The following is a 24158-nucleotide window of genomic DNA, read 5'->3' on the forward strand; positions in this document are numbered from 1 at the left end:
TGACATGCGAGCGACAATCATGACGTCCCCATTGCCCGTCTTCCGCCTCCTGCTCGCCGTCAGTGCCGGGCTGTTCCTGACCGGACTGCCCTCGCCGTCGCGCGCGCAGAACATCGTCGTCATGGTCAACGGTGATCCGATCACCGATTTCGACATCGATCAGCGCTCCAAGCTCGACCAGCTGACGACGCAAAAGGTCCCGAGCCGCGAGCAGGTCATCAACGAGCTGATCGACGACAAGGTGAAGCTCAAGGAAGGCAAGAAGTACGGGGTCGATCCCGGCGTCTCCGAGGTCAACCAGTCCTTCGAGGGGATGGCGCAGCGCATGCGCATCACGCCGGAGCAGCTCACCAAGTCGCTCGAATCCAAGGGCGTCCGCCCCGAAACGCTGAAGGGCCGCATGAAGTCCGAGATGGTCTGGACCAGCCTCGTGCGCGGCCGCTTCAAGGAGAAGCTGCTGGTCGGCGAGCGCGAGGTCGCGCAAGCCGTGCAGGCCCAGACCGGCGACAAGCTTCAGATCGAGGGCACCGAATACAAGATGCAGCCGATCGTGCTGATCGTGCCGCGCGGCTCGTCGGCGGCATTCCTGGAAACACGCAAGAAGGAAGCCGAGACTTATCGCTCGCGGGTCGGAAGCTGCGAGGAAGCCAATTCTCTGTTCCGCTCGACGCCGAACGCCACCATCCGCGACAGCGTCACCAAGACCACTGCGGAACTGCCGGAGGCGCTGCGCAAGGTGCTCGACGACACGCCGATCGGCCGTTTGACCGCGCCCGAGCTGACCAAGAACGGCATCGAGATGGTGGTGCTGTGCTCGCGCAAGCCGACCATGATCGACACGCCGAAGAAGCGCGAGGTCCGCGAGAAAATGTACCAGGAGAAGTACGAGAAGACCCAGAAGGCCTATCTCGACGACCTCCGCAAGGCGGCGATGATCGAATATCGCAACCGCTGATGGCCCATCGCGCAGCAAAGTCCCTTCCCCTTGCCCTGACTCTGGGAGAGCCCGCCGGCATCGGCCCCGACATCACGATCGCAGCCTGGCTGAGGCGCCGCGAGCTGAACCTGCCCGCCTTCTACCTGCTCGGCGACGAGGCGCTGATCGCCCGGCGTGCCAAGGCGCTCGGCGCCGATATCAGGATCGCCGCGGTGAGCCCCGGCGAAGCCGAAGCCGCCTTCGCTGACGCCCTGCCCGTCGTCGCCACCGGCGAGCGTGCGACCGCCGAGCCCGGCAAGCCCGATGCATCGAGCGCGACGGCTGCGCTCGCCTCGATCCGGCAGGCGGTCACCGATGTCCGCGAGGGCCGCGCCGGCGCGGTCGTCACCAATCCGATCGCCAAGAGCGTGCTCTACCGCGCAGGCTTCCGTCATCCCGGCCACACCGAGTTCCTTGCCGAGCTCGCAGCCGAGGACGGCCGCGTGCCGCAGCCGGTGATGATGCTGTGGTCGCCCCAGCTCGCCGTGGTGCCCGTCACCATCCACGTCTCGATGCGCGAGGCGCTGGCCCAGCTCACCAGCGAGCTGATCGTCTCGACCGTCCGCATCGTCGCAACCGAGCTGAAATCCCGCTTCGGCATCGCGCGGCCGCGCATCGCGGTTTCCGGCCTCAATCCCCATGCCGGCGAGGACGGCTCGCTCGGCCACGAGGAGCAGACCATCATCGCGCCGGCGCTCAAGGCGCTGCGCCGCGACGGCATCGAGGCAAGAGGCCCGCTGCCCGCCGACACCATGTTCCACGAAGCCGCGCGTGCTACCTACGACTGCGCCGTGTGCATGTATCACGACCAGGCGCTGATCCCGATCAAGACTGTCGCCTTCGACGACGCGGTCAACGTCACGCTCGGCCTGCCCTTGATCCGCACCTCGCCCGATCACGGCACCGCCTTCGACATCGCCGGCACGGGCAAGGCCAATCCGGCGAGCCTCATCGCGGCCTTGAGGCTCGCAAGCCGCATGGCTTCGCAAAGCTGATGAGCGCCATCGACGACCTCCCGCCGCTGCGCGAGGTCATTCGCCAGCACGCGCTGTCGGCGCGCAAATCGCTCGGCCAGAACTTTCTGCTCGACCTCAATCTCACCGCCCGCATCGCCCGTGCGGCCGCGCCGCTGGAAGACTCCACCATCGTCGAGATCGGCCCCGGCCCCGGCGGGCTGACGCGGGCGCTGCTCGCGCTCGGCGCAAGGCGCGTCATCGCCATCGAGCATGACGAGCGTGCGATCCCGGCACTGCGCGATATTTCCGCCCGCTACCCAGGCAGGCTCGAGATCGTGCACGGCGATGCCATGACCTTCGACCCGCGCCCGCTGCTCGGTGGCGAACGAGCAAAGATCGTCGCCAACCTGCCCTACAACATCGCGACCCAGCTTCTGATCAACTGGCTGACGAGCGAGCCCTGGCCGCCCTGGTACGATCTGATGGTCCTGATGTTCCAGCGCGAGGTCGGCGAACGCATCGTCGCGCGCGAGGACGAGGAGGCCTATGGCCGGCTCGGCGTGCTCGCCAACTGGCGCTGCGAGACCAAGATCCTGTTCGACATTGCGCCGTCCGCCTTCGTGCCGCCGCCGAAGGTCACCTCCTCCGTCGTGCGCCTGGTGCCGCGCGCAGAGCCGCTTGCCTGCGATCGCAAGCTGCTCGAGCAGGTCGCAGCCGCGGCCTTCGGCCAGCGCCGCAAGATGCTGCGCCAGAGCCTGAAATCGCTCGGCGTCGATCCGGCGCGGCTCGCCGCTGCCGCCGGTGTCGATGCGACGCGGCGCGCCGAGACGATTCCCATTTCCGGGTTTGTTGCCATGGCCCGTGAATTGGCCAATATACGAACCGAAGAAGCATGATCCGGACCCGAAGGGCCGCGCTAGCGCAAAGTGTGAAGCGGTTTTCCGGACGAGATCATGCTCAAACCATGAGATAATTTCGGAGGAAGAAATATGGCGTTGATGCGTCGGCAGTCCCTGGTCAAGTTCGATGCACCCTTGTGCGAGACCGTCGTCGATACGCCGAAGCCGCAAGGGCGCGAGGTGCTGGTGCGCATCGAGCGCTGCGGCCTCTGCCACTCCGATCTCCACATCCAGGACGGCTATGCCGATCTCGGCGGCGGCAAGAAGCTCGACACCACGCGCGGCATGACGCTGCCCTTCACGCTCGGCCACGAGATCGCCGGCGTGGTCGACGAGGTCGGCCCCGACGTCGCCGCCGGCCTCGTCGGCGCCAGGAAAGCCGTCTTCCCCTGGATCGGCTGCGGCCAGTGCCGCGACTGCGCCAATGGCGACGAGAACCTGTGTGTGAAGCAGCGCTTCCTCGGCGTTTCCATCGATGGCGGATTCGCCACCCACGTGCTGGTGCCCGACGCGAAATACCTGCTCGACTACGATCCGCTGCCCGTCAACCAGGCCGCGACGCTGATGTGCTCCGGCGTCACCGCCTATGGCGCGCTCAAGCGACTGGTCGACCGTCCGCGCCAACGCAACCTCCTGCTGATCGGCCTCGGCGGCGTCGGCATGATGGGCCTGTCGTTCGCGCAGGCGATGTTCAAGCAGCCGATCACCGTTGCCGACCTCTCGCCGGCGGCGCGCGACACCGCGCTGAAGAACGGTGCCGCCGTCGCCTATGATCCGTCCGAGCCCGACGTGATCAAGCGGATCCTGAAGGAGACCGAAGGCGGCTTCGACGAGATCGTCGATTTCGCCGGCAACGAGAAGTCGATGGCCTTTGCGGTCGCGGTCGCCGCGCGCGGCGGCAAGATTGTGGTCTCCGGCCTGATGGGCGGCCAGTTCACACTGCCGATGGTGCAGTGGGTCTACAAGCGCATGACCATCGAAGGCTTCATGGTCGGCACGCTCGCTGAAGCCCAGGAGCTGATGGCGCTGGCGCGCGCCGGCAAGATCAAGCCGACGCCGATGCGCGAGGAGCCGATGGGCGATGTCCAGAAATGGATCGACGAGCTTCGCGCCGGCAAGGTGGTCGGCCGCATCGTGCTGAAGAACTGACCGTTCGCGTGCGGCGGGGGCGGACGCAAGTCGCGCCCGCCGCACGGAACGCCTTCGGCCCCGCTGCGTTGGCAGCCCATGTCCATTCGCTGCACCGTCGAAAGCGCATTCTTCATCGCCTGGAGCTGCCTGGAGCAGAGCGGCGAGCTCGGCCCGCCGGACGAGAGCGCCAACGTCATTCTCGACGCGATCGAAGCCCAGCTCAGGACCGGCGAACGCCGGCAGCTGATGCTCGCCAACAAGGCGATCGATGCCTACCGCGCGCATGCGGCGCAACGCCGATCCTTAGGGGACCGCGAAGCCTGCTTCGGGTGAAGGTCATCACCGCCCTAGGACCCGCCGGCCCGGCGGCATTCGGGCAGATCACGGCCGGCGGTCCGTCGGGCAAAGCGCACGGGGCACGGCGCTCGGCGCGAACAGGGTACGCCAAACGGCGACCCCGCTATGTTCACTCCTGAACAGACTTCGCGACGATTAACGCTGCGGGGCGCGCGCATGCAACCCCGCCGCCGCGCCTTCCAAAATTCCGCAAAACCCGCTCAAGAACTTTTGGGCCTTCAACGCCCCTTGTGTACACTTTGAAACCGTTGCTTCCGCCACGGAAACGTAGGGTTCTGGCGCGCCGATTCCCGGCAGCCAAGAGAAACACCTGTGACCGGTCGGCCCCTGAACGATCTGCTCCGGCAGCTCGCCCCCCGAGATTTTGAACTCCTTGCCCCTCATCTCCAGCTGGTCGAACTCGAGGCGAGCCACATCCTGCACCATGCAGGCGATGCCGTGGCGGCGGTTCATTTCCCCTGCGGCCCCACGCTCGTGTCGTTCGCCGTACCGGTCGAGGATGACCGCGAGGTCGAGAGCCTGCTGGTGGGACGCGAGGGCGCCGTGGGCGTTGCCGCCGGCCGCAATCCTTCACTCGCTTATTCCCGTATCGTCGTGAAACTGGGCGGCGCGCTCGTTCGGCTGCCGTTGCGCGCGCTCGAGCAGGCGCAACAGAGGTCGGCCGCGCTGCAAGAGGTATTTTCGCGCTATGCCGACTGCCAGTTCGCGCAGTTGCTGCAAACAGCAGCTTGCAACGCCGCGCATTCGATCGAGCAGCGCGCCGCCAAGTGGATCATCTCCACGCAGGAACATATCGGCCAAGCGGAGATTCCCCTCACCCACGAGCAACTTGCCGGCATGCTGGGTGTCTCCCGCAGCTATGCCAGTCGCGTCATCCAGATGTTCAAGGCGAGGCGCATCCTCGCCACCCGCCGCGGTGCCATCCTGGTCCTCGACGCAGCCGCTCTCGACGCCAAGGCATGCTGCTGCAACGACTTGGTGAAGAAGCATTTTGATGAAGTGCTCGGCAGGGCGACTGCCGCCCAAGGCTAGCGCGCGGCGGTCTCACACACGCGGCGGCGCCGACTGCCGCTTCTGGTGCAGATAGACCGGGCTGAAGTCGCCGAGCCGCTGCAAGTCGCGCCATTTCTGCACGATCAGCTCGCCCTCGCGCAGATCCATGGCCCCGCTGCGCCTGAGTTCGGCCAGTGTCCGGTTCACGGTTGCGATCGCCATGCCCAGCGTCTCGCCGAGCTGCGCCAGGCTGATCGGCATGGGGCAGCGATTGCCGCGCACGAGCTGCGCGGCGCGGGCGCGGTAGAATAGCTCGCAGAACAAATGTGCCATGCGCGCCTGCATCGGCCGGGCGCTGTTGTTGGTGATGGCCTCGCGAAAGATCGCGGCATCGAGCAGCGTCTCGCGCCAGACGGCCAGCCCAAAGCTGGGCCGTCGCCGGAACGCGATGAACAATTCGCGATGCGGAATGAAGGCGACCGAGGCCGGCCCCAGCGCGCTCAATCCATGATCCATCTGGTCGATGAACAGGCCCTGCGCGTCCGGCAGGTCGCCGGTGAGATGGAACGCGAGATATTGTCGCCCGCCGCCAGCCAGCAGATGGTAGCGCGCGACCATGCCGGTGACAACCAGCACCGAATGTTCGGGTTCGTCGCCCTGACGGATGAAATCCTCGTTGGGCCCCAAATCGCGCAGCGTGAAGGTAAGCGCCCGGATTTCGGCAACGTCTTCCTCTGTGAGCGCGGTGTGCTCGCAAAGGTTCCGGATCAGCACGTCGTGGGTTTTTTCCATGAGGTCGCCAAAAATGCGCCGGTTCTATCAAATGATACGTCCGGCCAGGGTTCAGCGGACTAGAACGCGGATCGGAAGCACAGGTTGCTAACCGGTTTGCGACCGTAGCGGGTCGCATCCATCCGTCACACCGACTGCGAACCGAGCCGGCCCCTTCATGAGCCCGACCACGATCCTGGAGCGAATCCGCAGCCTGTTCACGTCGGATGCGACCGAGCCCCTCGACAACATCGGGGATGCCTTCGTCACGGCAACGCTGAAGCTCCCGGTCCAGCCGATGTCCGACCAGGAACTCGCCCGCGCCATCCGCGAGTTCCGCAAGGCGTCGGTGCCGCGCAGCGGTTGAAGCGGCACGCGAGGCTCATGCCGCATCCGAAATTCATCTCGCGTCTGCTGGCCATGGAAGGGCTGTCCGGGGACGAACGCCAGAAGGTCGCCGCCCTGCCCTCCACGCTGCGCCAGGTCGCCGACGGCGAGATCGTGTTGCGACAGGGCGAGGCCGCCTCGCGCTGCGTCTTCGTCGTGAGTGGCTTCCTCTATCAGGCCCGCATCGTCGGCGACCGCAGCCAGATCCTCGCTTTCCACGTTCCCGGCGACATGCCCTGCCTGCACTCGCTGCTGGTCTCGCCGATGGATGCGGATCTCGTCGGCCTCGGACCGACCATCGTCGGCACTGTCGCGCACGGCCAGCTCCGGCAGCTTCTCGACGGCTCGAACCATTTAACCCGCGCGTTCTGGCGCGAGACGTTGATCGATGCGGCGATCGCGCGGCAATGGATCGCCCGCCTCGGCGCGCAGGCGGCCTTGCCCAAGGTCGCGCACCTCATCTGCGAACTCGCCGCAAGGCTGGAGGTCGTCGGGCTTCTCAAGGACGGCTGCTTCCAGATGCCGATGACGCAGCGGCACGTCGCCGATGCCTGCGGGCTGTCGATCGTTCACGTCAATCGCACCATCCAGGAACTGAGGCATCGTCGATTGATCGCTTGGGAGGGCAGCGAGATCGAGCTGCTGCGACCCGAAGAGCTGCGCGAGCTTGCGGATTTCACGCCGAATTATCTGACGTGAACGCGGCGGACGAATGCCAGGTCGCGGCCCGCTGGATCAGCTACTTCTTCTCGTCCGTCCTGCGCTGTCCGGACGTGCCTTTGGTTTCGGGCTGCTTCGCCCGATCGGCATTCATGCCGGTGGTGTCCATTTTCCCTCTCTCCGTGGCACCGTTGGTATTTTCCGGCCTGTCCATGCCGGTCTGCGGAGCCGGCCCCGTATTCTGGGCAACGACCGGGCCGGACATGACTGCAAATACGGCCGCGGTAATGAGCGCTTTCATGGGCATCTCCCTTCGTCTGACGAATGACGTGGCCGCACGCGAGTTGTTCCCTGGTGTTCCGGCCGTCGTGCGCGACTGCGGCGAAGCATCGCCTCACGATCGCGGCCGCACCCATGATCCGAGCAGCGGGCCGCCGGCTCCGACCACCGGATCCGTCTTCGGCTTGCGGACCTTGGCGATGCGCTTGACGGCATCAGGACGCTCTCGCGTGTCGGTGCACTCGTCATAGGTCCCGTCCTGCGGGTACGCGCCGACGACGAGGAAGTCCCGGCTGGACTCGATGAGGCGGTGTCCCGTGCCTGCGGGAAGGACCAGAACATCGCCGGCCTTCACGCGCAGGATCCGCCCCTTGATCCCGCCGCACTCGATTCTGGCCGAGCCGCGCGCCACGCCCATCACTTCATGGACTTGCGAATGATAATGAACGAAGTCGTAGACGGTGTCGCGCCATGACCGCCCCCAGCCATTCGTATCGAACAGCGTATCGATGACGACCTCGGGCGGAAAACGCCGGGTCTTCAGGTTCACCGCGCCGCGATAGAGCAGCACGGAAAATTTCGGATTGTTCGGAACGATGCCGTCGTCGCGAAAATGCAGTTCTGCCGGTTTGCGCGATCGCACAAGCGTACGCAAAGTTGCCGCATCGGGATGGTGCTCCACCAGCTTCCTGGCGAAATTCCTGACCTGATCCTTGATGGGCATGACGTTTCCTCAGCCGCCGCGATTCAACGACGGCAGAGCCGAGAAGTTTCGGCCGCGGATTTATTCCTGCCGCTGAAATGAATGCCTTTCACCACATCCACCGTCATTCCTGGATGCGTGCGCGAGCACGCAGGCCCGGAATCCATCGGGCCGCATGCTCCGCCGCACAATGGATTCCCGGCTCGCCCCTTCAGGGCGCCCCGCAACGTCGCGTGGCGGCCGAGGCAACCGCGCGAGGCGTCGGGCAAAACACCGCGTCAAGCCGCCCTGCAAAAATATTCCACTTTCCCGAATTTCGGATTTGTGGCATGTCCCTTGCCATCCCGGCCCTTGCCAAAGGGGCGCTTCGCGATCGTCACGAGATGCGGGCCGGGCTTGCGGTGGACGCGGTAGCGCCGGCGCGACATGCCTGATGACAGGGCGGGCAACCGTGAGTCTTGAGGCGGCGCGATACGACCCGGCGCGGTCACAGCGGTCTCGTTGATGCCGGGGGCGAGCACACGCCAGCCTCCAGGTCTTTCGGCGGGATCGTCCGCGGACGGAGAAGTCGTGTGGTCCTGACGCCCGGGGTTCTGGCGTCAAGCTTTGCGGTGATGCGGCGGCCCGACCGGGTGCGCACATCGATCATCCGCAAGGCGACGGGGGCAATAGTGCAACGCTCCCCGGGGAGCACGAAGGACACCGTGAAAACCATCGCGCAGGGAAGGCCGGATGTTCGGCTTCACCTGTGATCCACCCCGTGTGCATTCCTGTCGCGCACGGATCTCGGGTGCCGCCGGCGCCCGGCCTTCCCTGCGCCCTTTGGCCTTCATCGGGCGCCGAACGACAGCAAGCCTCGGGCGAAACGCGCCGCGAGAATGCGGGGGCGCGTCGGCAATGTGAACGAGAGTTGGAGGATGCCGACGACCCCTTGCCCATCGTCGCGAGGAACCTGGCGGCGCTGCTGCGGAACCTGAGTTCGGCGAAGCAAACGCCGGCAAGGATGCCTGCTTTCGCGGCGGAACGAACGGCGCGCAAGCCCAATTCAAGCCACATCCTCTCCGGATTTGCGGCTCATTGCCACCCAAGTCTTTGATGACAAAGGGGTGGTCAAGAGTTGCGTCATGCGTAACCGGGAGACCAGGATGGGCAACCGCACCGCAAAATTCGTATCCGCGCTGGTCGGCAGCATCGTCGCCGGCCTGCCACTGGCCGCCGTGTCGCAGAACGCGCCGAACACACCGGGCATGGCCAACGCGGCCGCCGACTGCCTCGCCTCGCCGAAGGGCGCCGCGCCGCAGGGGCAGCACTGGTACTATCGCCTCGAACGCACGACCAAGCGGCAGTGCTGGTATCTGCGCGCCGCCGGCGGCAAAGCTTCCCAAACCGCGCAGGCGACGACCGACACACAAGAGGCCGATTCAGCCGCGCCCCAATCCGTGCAGAACGCGCGCGCCGAATATGTCGCGCCGCAGACCGGCGCGGCCCCCATCGCGCCGAACATGACTGCGCCGGCCGCGGCGGGTGCGCCGCCGGTCGCCCAACAGCCGGCGGCTCCCCTCGCCGAGACCACGCAGCCTGCCGTCGCCACGCGCTGGCCCGATGCCGCCATGCCGGCCGCCGCCCCCGCACCACAGCCGCAGCCTGTCGCGGCCCCCGCGCCCCAGAGCGCGAAGCCGGCAAAGGCTGCCGCCCCGATGGCTCCCGCGGCAGACAGCAGCACCGACAAGCAGACCGGCTCGCTGCAGATGCTGCTGCTCGTGATCGGCGGTGCGTTGGCGCTCGCCGGCATCCTCGCCAGCCTCATTTACCGCTTCGCCGGGGGACGCGTCCGCGGCCAGGCCGCGGACCGCCGCGGGCATTGGGACGATTGGACGCCGCAGGATCATGACGGAAGCCGCGCGCCCTGGCTCGGTACAACGCCGGCCGTCACGCCGCGCGCAGAGCCGCGCCCGGTCGACTTCGATGAAGCACGACCGCCGCAAACCGCGCAAATCGCTGCATTCACCAGGGAGATCGGCAGGATCGCAGCCCAATCCGGCTCCATTCGCAAAGCCGCCGCAGATCTCGACAAGGCCGCCACCTTCACCGGGGCGTTCGAGATCGAAGCATCGCCCCCGCGGCTCGCGGCCAAGGAGGCCGCCAGGAACGCCGCCAAAGACGCCGATGACGAAAAGCCTGCAGCTCAAGGCGAAACGAAACGCGATGAAGCTGCTCACGTCGAGGAGGCCGTCGACGTCGACGTGGTCACCGCGATGCTGGAACGACTGGCGAAGCAAGGGCCCCGGCTGCCGCAGCCTAGCCCTGAAGCTGACCTTGCAAACCTCGGACGAAACCAACGAGGCCAATCCGCCGCTCGCGCTTGAGGCGCTCGGCCTTCAGGATCGACTGCACCTCTGCGAAGGCCTCGTCGACATCGTGGTTGATCACGATGTAGTCGTACTCGGCCCAGTGGCTCATCTCGTGGCTAGCGCGGCTCATGCGCTTGCGGATGACCTCGTCGGAATCCTGCGCACGCGAATGCAGGCGCTTTTCGAGATCGGCCGCCGAGGGCGGCAGGATGAAGACGCTGACGACATCGGCGCGCGCCTTTTCACGCAGCTGCTGGGTGCCCTGCCAGTCGATGTCGAACAGCACGTCCTGCCCGGCTGACAGCGCCGCCTCGACCGGCCCGCGCGGCGTGCCGTAGCTGTTGTCGAAGACCGTCGCCCATTCCAGCAGTTCGCCAGCCTTGACCATCGCCTCGAACGTCGCCTTGTCGACGAACGAGTAATCCTTGCCGTTGACCTCGCCCGGCCGCATCTCGCGCGTCGTCGCCGAGACCGACATTTTCAAGCCGGGCATCCGCTCGATCAAGAGACGCGACAGCGTCGTCTTGCCCGCGCCCGAGGGCGAGGACAGCACGAACATCAATCCGCGCCGCTCGACACCGTCAGTTTCGTGACCGCCCGTCGTCATCGATCACTCCAGATTCTGGACCTGTTCGCGGAACTGCTCGACCACGTTTTTCATGGCGAGGCCGGTATTGGTCAGCTCGATGTCGTTCGACTTCGAGCAGCAGGTGTTGACCTCGCGATGAAATTCCTGCGCCAGGAAGTCGAGCTTGCGGCCGATCGGGCCGCCTTTGCCGATCAGCTCGCGCGCCTGCGCGATGTGGGAGGCGATGCGGTCGAGCTCCTCGCGGATGTCGGCCCTGGTGGCGATCAGGATCGCTTCCTGCATCAAGCGGTCGGAATCGAAACGGTCGGAGGTGTCGAGCAGCGCGGCGATCTGCTCGGCGAGCCTGGCCTTGATCGCCTCCGGCTTGCGGCCGGGCGCGGCTTCCGCCTTTCTTGCCAGCTGCTCGACCTCGTCGACTCGCTGGATCAGGATCTGCCCCAGCGAAGTCCCCTCGCGCTTGCGCATCGCGACGAGTTCGTCGAGCGCCTTGTCGAAGGCCTCCGCGGCGGCGGCACGGGCCGCCTTGTCCTCTTCCTCGTCGCCCTCGGGCTCGGCGACCTCGACGACGCCCTTGATGGCGAGCAGGCCGTCGACGCTCGGGGCCACCGCGTCGACCTTGCCGGCGATCACCGAGGCTGCCTTCAGGACGGCATTGAGCACGTCCTCGTTGACGCGAACCGTGGCGGCGGCGTTGGCGCGCTTGACCGTGAGATTGGCGTAGACGGTGCCGCGCGAGAGCAGCTCGCCGGCGCGCTTTTTGGCGTGGGCCTCGAGCTCGTCGAACCCTTGCGGCAGCCGCATCCTGAGGTCAAAGCCCTTGGCGTTGACCGACTTCAATTCCCATTCGAACGTGTACGGCCCGCTAGCACCGTGGCATCTCGCAAAGCCGGTCATGGACGACAGCGCCATCAGGTCAAATTCTCCAGAAACACGGGATTCGCGAGGCATCAAGCCACGCGAATCTTAAGACTATTTTGCAGGAAAGTGGAATCCGCAAAGGCCAGCAAGCAGGTCTGCAGCGCGCCTAGCGCTGGACCACCGGGGGCGAGGGTTGCACCGCGCCCTGCCGCGCCGGCGCGGGATTGGGCGGATTGGCAGGCCGCGACGGCTGCTTTTTCTGCTGGTTGGGCCGGGCCGGCGTCGTCGCCGTCGGCGCATCGGCAGGTCCGGGCGCGGCGGCGGCGGGCGGCGGCGCATCCTCGGGCGGCTCGACCGTGTCGTTCTGGATCTGCTTTTCCATCGCGCGCAGCTTGGCCACGTTCTTCTGATGCGCGTCGTAAGTCTCGGTGAAGGCATGCCCGCCGGTGCCGTCGGCAACGAAATAGAGGTCGCGGGTCCGGGCCGGGTTGGCTGCGGCCTCCAGCGAAGCGCGGCCGGGGTTGGAGATCGGGCCCGGCGGCAGGCCCTCGATCACATAGGTATTGTACGGCGAAGGCTGCGTGATCTCGCTGCGCCTGATCGGCCGGCCCAGCGTGCCCTTGCCGCCGACGATGCCGTAGATGATCGTCGGATCGGACTGCAGCTTGATCCTCTGCTTCAAGCGGTTGACGAACACGGCGGCGACGCGGCTGCGCTCGTCCGGCTTGCTGGTCTCCTTCTCGATGATGGATGCCAGCGTGACGAGCTGCTCCTGCGTCTTCACCGGAATGTCCTGATTGCGACGCTCCCAGATCTCGCCGAGCACGCGCTTGTGCGCCTGCTGCATGCGCTGGACGACCTGCTCACGCGGGGTGCCGCGCGGGAACTTGTAGGTCTCCGGCAACAGCGTGCCCTCGCGCGGCAGCTCGCGCACGCTGCCGGTGAAGATGTCGTTGTCGGACAGGCGCGCCACGATCTGCTCGGAGGTCAGGCCTTCCGGAATCGTCACCGCATGCTGCACCACCTTGCCTTCGACGATGGTGGCGATGACGTCGCGCAAGGATGCGTTCTTCTGGAACGAATATTCACCCGGCTTGAGGTCCGAGCTCGCCTTCAGCGCGGCGACGCTGGCGATGAACACCCACGGATTGATGTCGGTGACGCCTTCCCGGTTCAGCGTTTCGGCGATGTCGCGCTTGCCCGCCCGCTGCGGGATGTTGACGATCTTGTCGTCCTTGAGCGGCCCGGGCGCCTCGAGCACCTGCCGGCCGTAGTAATACACGCCGCCGGCGCCGAGCATGGCGATCAGCAGAAGGGTGATGATGGCGTTGCCGACGACCACGAAAGGATTGCGCGCACGCTCCGATCGCTTCGGCGGCGGCGGGAGTTGCTCGGGCTCGAGCGCTGCCCGCGGACTCCGGGGCGAAATGGGCGGCCTTTCACTCATCGAAACAACCTGAATCCTGCCGGTTCAATCGCGACCTGACAATCGCTTGCCCTGCCAAATGCACGCGCCCACTTCCATGACTATCGCCGAATACGGCAAAACGGTGGATTCGTCTCAAACTCAATTAACTGGCCAAGCGCCGGACGATCACCGACGCATTGGTACCGCCAAAACCAAAAGAGTTCGACAAGGCGACATTGACCTCCCGCTGCTTCGCCTTGTGCGGCACGAGGTCGATTGCGGTCTCCACTGACGGATTGTCGAGATTGATCGTCGGCGGCACGACATTATCGCGAATCGCGAGAATGGCGAAGATCGCTTCGATCGCACCGGCGGCGCCGAGGAGATGCCCTGTCGACGACTTGGTCGACGACATTGCAACCTTGGAGGCGGCATTGCCGAGCAGACGCTCGACGGCCCCGAGCTCGATCTCGTCGCCGAGCGGCGTCGAGGTACCGTGCGCGTTGATGTAGTCGAGATCGGACGCAGTGAGGCCCGCGCGCTTGAGCGCGGCCGACATGCTGCGGAAGCCGCCATCGCCGTCGGGCGACGGCGATGTGATGTGGTAGGCATCGCCCGACAGGCCATAGCCGATCACCTCGGCGTAGATCTTCGCGCCGCGGCGCCTGGCGTGATCGAGTTCCTCGAGCACCAGGACACCGGCGCCCTCGCCCATCACGAAGCCGTCGCGGTCCTTGTCATAGGGACGCGAGGCCTTCGCGGGCGTCTCGTTGAAACCGGTCGAGAGCGCGCGCGCGGCGTTGAAGCCGGCAATGCCGATGCGGCTGATCGGCGACTCGGCGCCGCCCGCGACCATCACGTCGGCATCGCCCAGCGCGATCAGCCGGGCGGCATCGCCGACGGCGTGCGCGCCGGTCGAGCAGGCGGTGACCACCGAATGGTTCGGGCCCTTTAGCCCGTGCGCGATCGAAACGTAGCCGGAGGCGAGATTGATCAGGCGGCCCGGAATGAAGAACGGCGACACGCGGCGCGGTCCGCGCTCCTTCAGGAGGATCGCGGTCTCGGCGATGCCGCTGAGGCCGCCGATGCCGGACCCGATCATGGTTCCGGTCGCGCATTTGTCCTCTTCGGACTCTGGGTGCCAGTTGGCGTCGTCGAGCGCCTGGCCGGCTGCGGCCATGCCGAAGATGATGAAGTCGTCGACCTTGCGCTGGTCCTTCGGCTCCATCCACGTGTCGGGATTGAAGGTGTCGTTGGTGCCGTCGCCGCGTACGACGGTGCAGGCGTATTTCGTCTGAAGATCGGAGACGTCGAAGCTCTCGATCAGGCGCGCGCCGCTTTCGCCGTTGAGGATGCGTTTCCAGGTCGGTTCGACGCCGCAGCCGAGCGGCGACACCATGCCGAGACCAGTAACGACAACCCGCCTCATGTCCGAAAACTCCGCATCGAAAGACTCAACGGCCAATAACAAGAAACCGGCTGACCGCTGGGAAGCGGCCCGTCCGGTTTCAATGTTGTCCCCGCGAAAATGAAGAGCCTTAGCTCTTCGCGTTCTTCTCGAGAAACTTCGTGGCGTCGCCGACGGTGAGGATAGTTTCCGCGGCGTCGTCCGGAATCTCGCAACCGAATTCCTCTTCGAACGCCATCACCAGCTCGACGGTGTCCAGACTGTCGGCGCCGAGGTCGTCGATGAAGCTCGCAGCGTCGACAACCTTCTCGGGTTCAACACCAAGGTGTTCGACCACGATCTTCTTAACCCGCTCGCCAATGTCACTCATTGCATAACCTCGTGTTGTTCCCTGTAGACCCGACCCCCCGGGACGATACGAGCCGTCGTGGTCGTGTTACTTGCCTTCGCTTACGAACTTTAGATTTGGCCCCATCCTAACCGATACAGGGCCCGGCGAACGACGGCCAAAGGCTCCGCATCGCCAATATACAGGGTTTCAAAAACCTGCAATGGCGTTCTTTGCCCATCCGTTGAGCGTCCGGTTATCATACTTCAATTGCCTTGACTACAAGCCTCATTTCGCTCCGGAAACGGCCGTTTGCGACATCCCGCAGCGCCCATGTGGGCAGTGCGGAACGAAGCATCAGATCATGGCCATGCCGCCATTGACATGGATGGTTTGCCCGGTGACGTACGCCGCTTCGTTCGAACTCAGGTAGACGGCGGCCGCTGCGATGTCCTCGGGCGTGCCCAGGCGGTTGGCCGGAACCTTGGTGAGAATCGTTTCGCGCTGCTTGTCATTGAGCGCATCCGTCATCGGCGTCTTGATGAAGCCGGGGGCGATGCAGTTCGCAGTGACGCCGCGCTTGGCGTATTCGGCGCCCAGTGTCTTGATCATGCCGATCAGGCCGGCCTTCGAGGCCGTGTAGTTGCCCTGCCCGGGATTGCCGGTGACGCCGACCACCGAGGTGATGGCGATGATGCGGCCGAAGCGCTTGCGCATCATGAGCTTGGTCGCGGCGCGCGCGAGGCGGAAGGTCGAAGTCAGATTGACGTTGATGACCTCCTCCCAATCCTCGTCGCGGAGCTGCACGAAGAGATTATCGCGGGTGATGCCGGCATTGGCGATGAGGATGTCGACCTGGCCCATCGCCGCTTCCGCAGCGGGTACCAGCGCCTCGACCTCGTCGGCCTTGGAGAGATTACAGGGCAACACAAAAGCGCGTTCGCCGAGCTTGCCGGCAAGCTCATCCAGCACTTCCTTGCGCGTTCCTGATATCGCGACGGTGGCGCCCTGGGCGTGCAGGGCCTGCGCAATCGCGCCGCCGATGCCGCCGGTGGCGCCGGTGACGAGCGCCTTTTTGCCAGTCAGATCGAACATCGATAACTCCTTTAGCCCTGCTTCGCAGCGGCCAATGCATCCTTGGCGGCGGCAATGTCATTGGGACCGCCGACCGCGACGCCGACGGCACCGTCCGCAATGCGCTTGACGAGACCCGTCAGCACCTTGCCGGCGCCGATCTCGAAGAACCGGGTGACGCCCTGCCCTGCCATATAGGCAACCGATTCCCGCCAGCGCACCGTGCCGGTGACCTGCTCGACCAGGCGGCGGCGGATCTCGTCGGGATCAGTGATCGCGCTCGCCAGCACGTTCGACACCAGCGGCGCGGCCGGCGCCTTGATCGTGACCTTCGAGAGCGCCTCCGCCATGGCGTCGGCGGCGGGCTGCATCAGCTTGCAATGGAACGGGGCGGACACCGGCAGCAGCATGGCGCGCTTGGCGCCCTTGGTCTTGGCGATCTCGACGGCGCGATCGACGGCGGCCTTGTCGCCCGAGACGACCACCTGTCCGCCGCCATTGTCGTTGGCGGCCTGGCAGACCTGCCCCTGCGCCGCTTCACCCGCGACCTCCATGGCGGCCTCGTAGTCGAGACCAAGCAGCGCGGCCATCGCGCCGGCGCCGACCGGGACCGCCTTTTGCATTGCGAGACCGCGGGTGCGAAGGAGACGGGCGGTATCCGAGACCGTCAGGCTGCCGGCCGCGGCCAGCGCCGAATATTCACCGAGCGAGTGGCCGGCCACGAAGGCCGCGTCTCGTCCCACGGAAAAACCGGCCTCAGCCTCCAGCACGCGCAGAGTGGCGATCGAGACCGCCATCAGCGCCGGCTGGGCGTTTTCGGTGAGCTGAAGGGTTTCGGCCGGACCATCCCAGATGATGGCCGTCAGCTTCTCGGAAAGCGCGGCGTCGACCTCGTCGAACACGGCGCGCGCAACCGGAAAGGCTTCGGCCAGGGCCTTGCCCATGCCAACCGCCTGGGATCCCTGCCCCGGAAATGTGAATGCTGCCGTCATCGGCGCTCCCCTGCTGGTCGGGCACGATCCCTCTCGAGAACCGGCAGCCGATTACGCACGGCCTTGGGCCAAGGTTCCCTGGGGCCATGGTTCCGGATCATGCTCCAAAGGGGGCCGTAGACACTGTCCGGGGCCGGACTGTCAAGCCGAGAAGGGAACCCTGGCCGGCATTCAACAGGGATACGCCCCGTCAAAACCCGCCGGCGGTCTGGTTGGCGTCGACCTCCACCCCCGCCTGCGCACGGCGCGCGCTGTTCACCAACTGCCCCGGCCGGTCATCCCGGTCGGGCTTCGCCGTCGCCAGCCGCAGCACGGCGGCATAGCCCGGCTGGACCTCCATACGATCCGCATGCCGGCTTGCGCTCAGCAACCGGTGCACCTTCGGCAGATTGTAGCAGGGCACATAGAACAGCAGATGATGCTCGAGGTGATAGTTCACGTAGTAGGGCGCGATGAACAGGCGCTCGAGAAAATTGGCATGCGTGGTGCGGGTGTTGCGCAAGGGATCGCTGCTGTCGGGGACGACGGCATGCTCTGCAATATTGCGGATACGGGTGATGACCATCATCCAGGTCAGGAGGGGCACCAGCCACAGCAGCGGATAGGCCCACCACACGCCGGCGGCCGCAAGCGCCGCGAACATCACGGCATTGACGATGCATTGCGGACCGAGCTTGTCCCAGAAATGCACGAGGCGCTGGCGCCACGGCCAGTCCTTCGAGCCGAGCGCGTTGAGCAGCTGCGCCTTGCGCTGCTGGTAGCCGGTCTGCCCGGTGATGTCGCGAATGAACTTGCGGCGGTAGCTCAGCTTCGTGATCGGAAACGGCGCCGACAGCACGAGATCGGGATCATCCTCCTGTTGCGTGTGCGCATGGTGCTGCAGGTGGTAACGCCGGTAGCTGCGCGTCTCCGCAAACAGCGGATAAGCACAGAACCACTGGCTCAGCGTCAGATTGGTTTTCTCGTCGGCGGACAGGCAGCCGTGCGCGCCGTCATGCATGAGGATCGTAAGCCCCAATTGGCGCGAGCCGATGATCGCAACGGCGAGGATATAGGTGATGGGATTGGGCCACCACGCGACCAGAGCGATCGCGCCAATGATCAGCGCCCAGGCGTGCGCGATCAGCGCGACACCCTTCCAGGTCACGCGCTGGCGCACGTCGACCAGTTGGTCGTCGGTCAGGAAATCGCGGGCACGCATGCGAAGCGCCGTCATGGCTAACTCTCCTCATCCGAAGTGGTTGACGTGTCGCGCTCCTCGACCAGACGCAGGCGGGCAGCATCGCCCGTGGATTTCGCCTGCTCGCCGAGCACGCGCAGCATTTCGGCGCAGAGCGCCTCGGGCGAACGGCCCATCGCATAGCCTTCGAGGATGACGCCGATGGCGACGGCCCAGAACCGCCGCGAGCTTTCGTCGGGCGCGCGCAGTGAGCGCCACCCGTGCCGCGCCACCTGGTCGGCGTAAGCACGCGCGCCCTCGCCGTGCAGGCGCTCGATGGTGCGCTCGACGAGCGGTGCGAGATCCTGGCGGCGACGCGTCAATGTCAGCGCTTCGGCGAAGAAGGCGACTGAATCGCTCGCTGTCACGGTCACCGCCAGCGCTTGTGTGTATTCAAGCGGCGTGCGCGCCTTCAGCGCCGCCTGTTCGGTGGCGCGCGCCAGATACAGCAGCTCGCGGCAGGCGCATTCGACGAACAGCGCCTCCTTGGTGCGGAAATAATAGGTGATCTGGCTGGGGAACGCGTCCGCAGCGGCGGCGATGTCGGTGATCGCCGTGCCAGACAGCCCCCGCTCCCGGAATAGCGGGCTCGCCGCATCCAACAACAGCGAGCGCATTTTGCGGCCTGCCGACCGTGTGGCTCGCGCGGCGTGCTTGGGGTCGCCAGTCGACGCTTCAAGCGGAGCCTGGACCGATTCACCCGTCATCAGCACCTCCCGTTAATCTCTTTGTATGTCATACAAACAAATAGGTCAAGCTGGTAAGTGAGGATGGATTCGGCCGCCCCATACCGGCATAAGTCTGATCGAACGAGGCGCTTAACCTTGCCAAGTCAGCCAAAATCCGTATAAGGCGCGCATCCGCAGACTCCGGCCGGGAGCTGAACGGACGGTCTCAGCAAATCATTCGTGATTTTGGTGTGGCAGGGCCAGTCGGCCCGTCGTCCCGTGTTTCCGCCTTCTGAGCTTAATCCCAGAGTCCTTTCCGAAGGCCTCTTAAGGGCTTGACGCCGGGCGATGCGCCAACATGAGGAAAGGACCACCATGGCTCTTTATGAGCATGTTTTTCTCGCGCGTCAGGACGCGAGCACGCAGCAGGTCGAAGAACTGACTGCGCAGATGACCGGCATCGTCGAGGGTCTCGGCGGCAAGGTCACCAAGACCGAGAATTGGGGCGTGCGCTCCCTCACCTACCGCATGAACAAGAACCGCAAGGCGCACTTCGTGCTGCTCAACATCGACGCGCCCTCCGCGGCGATCGCCGAGATCGAGCGCCAGGAGCGCATCAGCGAAGACGTGATCCGCTATCTCAGCGTCCGCGTCGAGGAACTCGAGGAAGGCCCGTCCGCGATGATGCGCAAGGCCGACCGTGATCGCGAGCGTGACGATCGTGGCGGCGGCTTCCGCGGCGAGCGTGAAGGCGGCTTCCGTGGTGACCGCGAGGGCGGTTTCCGTGGTGGCGATCGTGACGGTGGCGGCTTCCGCGGCGACCGCGGCCCGCGCCGCCCGCGCGAAGAAGCTGAAACCACCACGACGGATGGGGAGTAAGAACAATGGCTGAAGCTGGTGCACGCCGCCCGTTTTTCCGTCGTCGCAAGAGCTGCCCGTTCACGGGCGCCAATGCTCCCAAGATCGACTACAAGGACTCCAAGCTGCTGATGCGTTACGTCTCCGAGCGCGGCAAGATCGTGCCGAGCCGCATCACCGCGGTGTCCGCGAAGAAGCAGCGTGAGCTCGCCCGCGCCATCAAGCGCGCGCGGTTCCTGGGCCTGTTGCCCTACGTCATTCGCTGACACGACCAATTCGGCCGGCGGCCTCGAGCCGCCGGTCGCCACTTTTTCGAACTCATAAGGCTTCCGGGTCGTCCGGTTGCCGATGGTTGGGGCGAGATGCCTCTAACCGCTCGAAGGGAGCGGGACAGCTGATGATGCCATTTGTGCTGATAGCCCTGATCGCCGGCGCCGCGTCGGCCCTGATGTTCGCCTCGATCATTTCGGGCGCGCTGATCTCGCTCGTCCTGTTCTATCTCGCACCGCTGCCGCTGATGGTGGCATCGATCGGCTGGGGGCCGCTCTGCGCGAGCCTCGGCGGCATCGCCGCTGCGATCGGCCTCGGTGCCCTGTTCGGCCTGCCCTATTGCATTGCATTCGCCGTCACCGTCGCGCTGCCGGCTTGGTGGCTCGGCCATCTCGTTCTGCTCAGCCGGCCGGCGGAACATGTCGCGCCAGAGGCCGCGGCCGGACCGCCCGCAGAGCCCGAGCTGGAGTGGTATCCGGTCGGCCGCATCCTGTTGTGGCTCGCGGGCTTCGCCGCGCTGACCACGGTCGCCGCCCTGCTCACACTCGGGACCGACGCCGAGACCATCCTCGGCACGCTGCGGCGCGGCCTGATGCGTCTCCTTCGGACCACCGACCCGCAAAGCTCCGGCGAAGCCGGCCAGCTCGTCGATGCGCTGGTGCGAATCGCACCGGCCGGAGCAACCCTCATCGCGATGTTGACGCTGACCCTCAACCTCTGGCTCAGCGCCAAGATCACGGCGACGTCGGGGCGGCTGCGGCGCCCGTGGCCGAACATGATGACCGCGGAATTGCCGCCGATGACGCTGGTGGCGCTCTGCATCGCGCTCGCCTTCTGCTTCACCGGCGGACTGCTTGCGATCGTCGCGCAGATCACCGCGGCGGCACTGATGATGGGCTATGCGCTGACCGGCTTTGCCGTGCTGCATACGCTCACGCTGACACTGAAGAGCCGCACGTTCTGGCTCGGCTCGGCCTACGCCGTCGTGGTCGTGTTCGGATGGCCCGTGATCGCGGTGGTGATCCTCGGCCTTGCGGATGCCGTGTTCCGCTTCCGCGATCGCTTCCAGCGCAGCCGGCAGCCGCCGCCGCTGCCGACCCCTTAAGTCCAACCCCGAAACTGAAACTCAGTCACTTCAAAGGAGAACGAATATGGAAGTCATTTTGCTGGAACGCGTCAACAAGCTCGGCCAGATGGGCGAAGTCGTGAAGGTTCGCGACGGCTATGCCCGCAATTTCCTGCTCAAGCGCGGCAAGGCGCTGCGCGCCACCGCCGACAACCGTTCCAAGTACGACGGCATGAAGGCCGAGCTCGAAGCCCGCAACCTCCAGGCCAAGGGCGAGGCGTCCAAGGTCGCCGAGAAGATCGCAGGCAAGAACATCATCGTGATCCGCCAGGCCTCCGAAGTCGGCCAGCTGTTCGGCTCGGTCACGGTGCGCGACATCGTCATGGCGTTCGAGGCCGACGGCGTCCACCTCGATCGCCCGCAGGTGCAGCTCGATGCGCCGATCAAGACCATCGGCAAGCACACGGTCACGGTTGCCGTTCACCCCGAGGTCGAGGTCGAGATCACCGTCACGGTCGCGCGCAGCCAGGACGAGGCCGAGCGCATCAACCGCGGCGAGGACATTTCGACCCGCAACGAGGACCGCGACGCAGCCGCCGAGGCGATCGCCGCCGCCGGCGAGTTCTTCGATCCGGAAGCCGAGCCCGACGAGGCCGAGCCGGCGCCGGCCGCGGAAGAGAAGTAACCAGGCAGGCTCGTCCTTCCGGGGCGATGCGAAGCATCGAACCACAGGTGCGCAATTGCGCACCGGAGAATCTCGAGATTCCGGTTCTCGCTCCGCTAGCCCCGGAATGACAAGCATCATCAAAGGCCCGGCTGCCTCAGGCGGCCGGGCTTTTCGTTTTGGCGGCGACGTCCTCGCTCAACATCGCGATCGAGGCGAGCGCCGTTGCCGTGTGCTTCTCGACACCGTCGCTGACGCAGAACACGTCGGCTGCAACCACCGATACCTGACGGCCCGGCTTGATCACCCTGGCACGGCAGATCAGCTTCTCACCGACGGCGGGCGACAACAGATTGAGCTTGTATTCCGCCGTCAGCGCCGCTTGGCCGCGCGAGGTGGCGGCTGCGATCGTTGTGGCGTTGTCGACCAGGAAGGCGGTGACGCCGCCGTGGAAGAAGCCGTGCTGCTGCAGCAACTCCGGCCGGCGATCCACGGCAATCGTGCAGGTGCCGCGCGACAAGTCCGAGAGCTCCGCGCCGACCAGGTTCATGAATCCTTGCCGGCCGACATTGGCATGGATGTGCTCGGCAAGGGCTGCGAATTCGGGATCTGCTTCGGCGCGCATGCCGTCTCTCCTCATTGCTTGTCGATGCGATCGAATGGCCGGAGCGCGCGGATGGCGCAGGCGATCAGCGTGTCGGCCTCACACCTCGGATCGGTGCGGTCGCGTCCGGAGAGGTAGGCGCGGCAGAAAATCTGAGCCGGGCCGATCAGCTGGCTGACGAACATCACCGGTTTCATCGGCAGGAGTTCGCCGCTTGCAACCAGCGGCGCACGCCAGCGCTCGATAGCTTCGGCAAGGCGCGCGTTCTGTGCGCGCTGGGCGTCGCGCAAGTCCTCGCTCCATTCACTGCGTGATATCTCGAAGAGGTAGCGCGCCTCGCGCCGGCTGGTCACGACCCAGTCGAGATGCGCCCGGATCAAGCGATCGATGCCCTGCTCCGCATCCGGCAAAGGATCGAGCGCCGCCAGCACCGCGGCGTGATAGTGCCGCAAGACCTCCAGGAACAGCGCTCCGGCGAGTTCCTTCTTCGAGCCGAAGGCGTGGAAGAAACTGCCATTGGAGGCGCGCGCCCGGGTGCGGATGGCGGCGACCGTCGCGGCCTCGAAGCCGACGCGGTCGAACACGATCAGTCCGGCTGCCAACAATTCGTCACGCACGCTAGCCGTCATCGACATCTCTCCTAGAGCAATACTCTAGAGTACGACTCTAGCGATGGTCAACACAGTACGGGCCGCGACGAACGCGACCCGATTGTCGTCGATCAAAGAGGAGTTGGCTTAGCGCGAGATCGGCGGCGCCGGCGGACCGGACGATCCGGCTGGCGCTGCAGGCGGAGCTGCAGCGGCCGCGGGGGGTGCCGGCTCCTGTGGCTTGGGCGCCGGTTCGGAGCTGGCCGCGGGCGCGGCGGGCTTGGGTGCAGCCTCTTCCGCCGGCTTGGGCGCGGCCGGCTCGGCAGGCTTCGTGGCGGCTGGGGCTGCTGGTGAGACCGGCGGGACCGGATCGGGCCGCAGTGCCGGAGCGTCGCTGCCGCGCGGCTCGACCTTCGGGCTAGTGGCTTCGGGCTCGACTTTGGCGCTGTCGGGCTTGGTCTCTGGCTTGGCCTCGGGCTTGGACTCCGCCTTCGGCTCGCTCTTCCTGTCGTCACCGGGCGGCGCGGCGGCGTCGACCTTCGGTGTTTCCTCAGGCTTGCCCCGACGCTTGGCCTTGCGTCCCTCGGGCGCTGCCTGGCCCTCGGGCCTCACACCGTCTTCCGCCGGCCGCCCCGCACGCTTCTGGCGGCCGCCCTCGGCCGCGGGAGCAGCCTCGCCATCCGGCTTGGCCGCGTCGTGGGTACGCGGGCGGCGGCCCTGCTGCTCCCCCGCCTGTCCCGGAGCGGAGTTCGCGTCCTTCTCCCTGGCGCCGTCCTTCTTGCCGTCCTTGGCCTGGTAGCGGGTGTCGGTCGCGCCGTTGGAGACGAGATAGGAGGCGAGCACGCCCGCCATGTCCGAGCTCGTGGTGTAGTGCTGGCGCAGGAAGCCCGGCAGCGAACCCGGCGCGACGGACTTCAGAAGTCCGCGCGGGCTCTTGTGGCAGACATTGCAGGTCTGCGCGAAAAGCTGAGACGGGGTCTTGCCGGCCTCGAGGTTGGTCGCCTGCGCAAGAACGGCATCGGCCGCGCCGAAGCCGATCAGAAACAATACCGTCGCGAGGCTGAGCGCTCGGCTCGACATTCCCATCATCTCCGTTGAA

Annotated in this window: 28 protein-coding genes; 13 read left to right on the plus strand and 15 right to left on the minus strand. The window is 65.9% G+C overall.

Translation table 11 applies throughout. The annotated features are described in order from the left end of the window. Positions 1–19: 19 nt before the first annotated feature. From RX330_RS21935 to RX330_RS21960, 6 genes are all read left to right on the plus strand, one after another. Complete coding sequence (locus RX330_RS21935) at positions 20–955, plus strand: peptidylprolyl isomerase (RefSeq protein ID WP_212086224.1); 936 nt, start codon at positions 20–22, stop codon at positions 953–955. Next, positions 955–1971: a 4-hydroxythreonine-4-phosphate dehydrogenase PdxA gene (gene pdxA, locus RX330_RS21940; protein WP_317239774.1), complete on the plus strand. Its 1017-nt coding sequence runs from the start codon at positions 955–957 to the stop codon at positions 1969–1971. Before RX330_RS21935 ends, pdxA begins: the two co-directional genes overlap by 1 nt. Beyond that, positions 1971–2828 (plus strand): 16S rRNA (adenine(1518)-N(6)/adenine(1519)-N(6))-dimethyltransferase RsmA, encoded by an 858-nt coding sequence (gene rsmA, locus RX330_RS21945; protein ID WP_212086228.1) that lies wholly within the window; start codon positions 1971–1973, stop codon positions 2826–2828. The genes pdxA and rsmA overlap by 1 nt, the downstream gene beginning before the upstream one ends. 93 nt (positions 2829–2921) lie before the next feature. Then, the gene (locus tag RX330_RS21950; RefSeq protein ID WP_212086230.1) at positions 2922–3980 is read left to right on the plus strand and encodes an alcohol dehydrogenase; all 1059 of its coding nucleotides are present in this window, start codon (positions 2922–2924) and stop codon (positions 3978–3980) included. Between the two features lie 78 nt (positions 3981–4058). Then, a complete protein-coding gene (locus RX330_RS21955) occupies positions 4059–4295 on the plus strand; it encodes a hypothetical protein (protein ID WP_212086244.1) in 237 nt (78 codons plus the stop codon). A 336-nt stretch (positions 4296–4631) separates the two neighbouring features. After that, a complete protein-coding gene (locus RX330_RS21960; protein ID WP_212086247.1) occupies positions 4632–5351 on the plus strand; it encodes a Crp/Fnr family transcriptional regulator in 720 nt (239 codons plus the stop codon). Positions 5352–5363: 12 nt separating this feature from the next. Here RX330_RS21960 and RX330_RS21965 read toward each other — a convergent pair whose 3' ends face one another. After that, entirely contained in the window at positions 5364–6104 is a 741-nt protein-coding gene (locus RX330_RS21965; RefSeq protein ID WP_317239775.1) for a Crp/Fnr family transcriptional regulator, read from the minus strand. A 157-nt stretch (positions 6105–6261) separates the two neighbouring features. Here RX330_RS21965 and RX330_RS21970 point away from each other — a divergent pair, with 157 nt between their 5' ends. Both RX330_RS21970 and RX330_RS21975 read left to right on the plus strand, forming a co-directional pair. Next, positions 6262–6450 (plus strand): hypothetical protein, encoded by a 189-nt coding sequence (locus RX330_RS21970; protein ID WP_317239776.1) that lies wholly within the window; start codon positions 6262–6264, stop codon positions 6448–6450. Between the two features lie 17 nt (positions 6451–6467). Continuing rightward, positions 6468–7169 (plus strand): Crp/Fnr family transcriptional regulator, encoded by a 702-nt coding sequence (locus tag RX330_RS21975; RefSeq protein WP_317239777.1) that lies wholly within the window; start codon positions 6468–6470, stop codon positions 7167–7169. A 40-nt stretch (positions 7170–7209) separates the two neighbouring features. On the opposite strand, the gene RX330_RS21980 is transcribed toward RX330_RS21975, so the two are convergent. After that, positions 7210–7431, minus strand: a complete 222-nt coding sequence (locus RX330_RS21980) for a hypothetical protein (protein WP_317239778.1) — start codon at positions 7429–7431, stop codon at positions 7210–7212. Between the two features lie 93 nt (positions 7432–7524). Further along, positions 7525–8133: a cupin gene (locus RX330_RS21985; protein WP_317239779.1), complete on the minus strand. Its 609-nt coding sequence runs from the start codon at positions 8131–8133 to the stop codon at positions 7525–7527. A gap of 1103 nt (positions 8134–9236) precedes the next feature. On the opposite strand from RX330_RS21985, the gene RX330_RS21990 reads away from it, so the two are divergent. Continuing rightward, a complete protein-coding gene (locus RX330_RS21990) occupies positions 9237–10478 on the plus strand; it encodes a hypothetical protein (protein WP_317239780.1) in 1242 nt (413 codons plus the stop codon). Here the strand turns inward: RX330_RS21990 and gmk are convergent. The 9 genes from gmk to RX330_RS22035 all read right to left on the minus strand — a co-directional run bounded on the left by gmk (position 10411) and on the right by RX330_RS22035 (position 19046). Beyond that, positions 10411–11070: a guanylate kinase gene (gmk, locus tag RX330_RS21995; RefSeq protein ID WP_317239781.1), complete on the minus strand. Its 660-nt coding sequence runs from the start codon at positions 11068–11070 to the stop codon at positions 10411–10413. The two genes, RX330_RS21990 and gmk, sit on opposite strands and share 68 nt — an antisense overlap. Before the next feature lie 3 nt (positions 11071–11073). Next, positions 11074–11961, minus strand: coding sequence for a YicC/YloC family endoribonuclease (locus RX330_RS22000; protein WP_212086262.1), 888 nt, complete (start codon positions 11959–11961; stop codon positions 11074–11076). 115 nt (positions 11962–12076) lie between these two features. After that, positions 12077–13357 (minus strand): endolytic transglycosylase MltG, encoded by a 1281-nt coding sequence (gene mltG, locus RX330_RS22005; RefSeq protein WP_212086267.1) that lies wholly within the window; start codon positions 13355–13357, stop codon positions 12077–12079. A 124-nt stretch (positions 13358–13481) separates the two neighbouring features. Further along, complete coding sequence (gene fabF, locus RX330_RS22010; protein ID WP_317239782.1) at positions 13482–14747, minus strand: beta-ketoacyl-ACP synthase II; 1266 nt, start codon at positions 14745–14747, stop codon at positions 13482–13484. A 109-nt stretch (positions 14748–14856) separates the two neighbouring features. Further along, positions 14857–15096 carry an acyl carrier protein gene (locus RX330_RS22015; protein WP_008130699.1) on the minus strand — a complete coding sequence of 80 codons (240 nt, stop codon included), beginning with the start codon at positions 15094–15096 and terminating at the stop codon, positions 14857–14859. A 315-nt stretch (positions 15097–15411) separates the two neighbouring features. Beyond that, positions 15412–16149: a 3-oxoacyl-[acyl-carrier-protein] reductase gene (gene fabG, locus RX330_RS22020; protein WP_212086272.1), complete on the minus strand. Its 738-nt coding sequence runs from the start codon at positions 16147–16149 to the stop codon at positions 15412–15414. Between the two features lie 11 nt (positions 16150–16160). Continuing rightward, the gene (fabD, locus tag RX330_RS22025; protein ID WP_212086276.1) at positions 16161–17120 is read right to left on the minus strand and encodes an ACP S-malonyltransferase; all 960 of its coding nucleotides are present in this window, start codon (positions 17118–17120) and stop codon (positions 16161–16163) included. A gap of 190 nt (positions 17121–17310) precedes the next feature. Then, entirely contained in the window at positions 17311–18336 is a 1026-nt protein-coding gene (locus RX330_RS22030) for a fatty acid desaturase family protein (protein WP_317239785.1), read from the minus strand. Positions 18337–18338: 2 nt separating this feature from the next. After that, a complete protein-coding gene (locus RX330_RS22035) occupies positions 18339–19046 on the minus strand; it encodes a TetR/AcrR family transcriptional regulator C-terminal domain-containing protein (RefSeq protein WP_317243948.1) in 708 nt (235 codons plus the stop codon). Between the two features lie 336 nt (positions 19047–19382). Between RX330_RS22035 and rpsF the strand changes: the two genes are divergently transcribed. The 4 genes from rpsF to rplI all read left to right on the plus strand — a co-directional run bounded on the left by rpsF (position 19383) and on the right by rplI (position 21886). After that, a complete protein-coding gene (gene rpsF, locus RX330_RS22040; protein WP_212086282.1) occupies positions 19383–19886 on the plus strand; it encodes a 30S ribosomal protein S6 in 504 nt (167 codons plus the stop codon). Between the two features lie 5 nt (positions 19887–19891). Continuing rightward, a complete protein-coding gene (gene rpsR / locus RX330_RS22045) occupies positions 19892–20131 on the plus strand; it encodes a 30S ribosomal protein S18 (RefSeq protein ID WP_007592020.1) in 240 nt (79 codons plus the stop codon). Between the two features lie 131 nt (positions 20132–20262). Continuing rightward, entirely contained in the window at positions 20263–21240 is a 978-nt protein-coding gene (locus tag RX330_RS22050) for a hypothetical protein (RefSeq protein WP_317239786.1), read from the plus strand. 46 nt (positions 21241–21286) lie between these two features. Next, positions 21287–21886, plus strand: a complete 600-nt coding sequence (gene rplI, locus RX330_RS22055) for a 50S ribosomal protein L9 (RefSeq protein WP_212086288.1) — start codon at positions 21287–21289, stop codon at positions 21884–21886. A gap of 136 nt (positions 21887–22022) precedes the next feature. Here the strand turns inward: rplI and RX330_RS22060 are convergent, their stop codons facing one another. The 3 genes from RX330_RS22060 to RX330_RS22070 form a co-directional block, all read right to left on the minus strand. Continuing rightward, positions 22023–22490, minus strand: a complete 468-nt coding sequence (locus RX330_RS22060; RefSeq protein WP_317239787.1) for a PaaI family thioesterase — start codon at positions 22488–22490, stop codon at positions 22023–22025. Positions 22491–22501: 11 nt separating this feature from the next. After that, complete coding sequence (locus tag RX330_RS22065; RefSeq protein WP_317239788.1) at positions 22502–23098, minus strand: TetR/AcrR family transcriptional regulator; 597 nt, start codon at positions 23096–23098, stop codon at positions 22502–22504. Positions 23099–23206: 108 nt separating this feature from the next. Further along, positions 23207–24139 (minus strand): hypothetical protein, encoded by a 933-nt coding sequence (locus RX330_RS22070; RefSeq protein ID WP_317239789.1) that lies wholly within the window; start codon positions 24137–24139, stop codon positions 23207–23209. Positions 24140–24158: the final 19 nt, after the last annotated feature.

Origin of the sequence: Bradyrhizobium sp. NDS-1 (assembly GCF_032918005.1) — a bacterium.
Classification (GTDB): domain Bacteria; phylum Pseudomonadota; class Alphaproteobacteria; order Rhizobiales; family Xanthobacteraceae; genus Bradyrhizobium; species Bradyrhizobium tunisiense.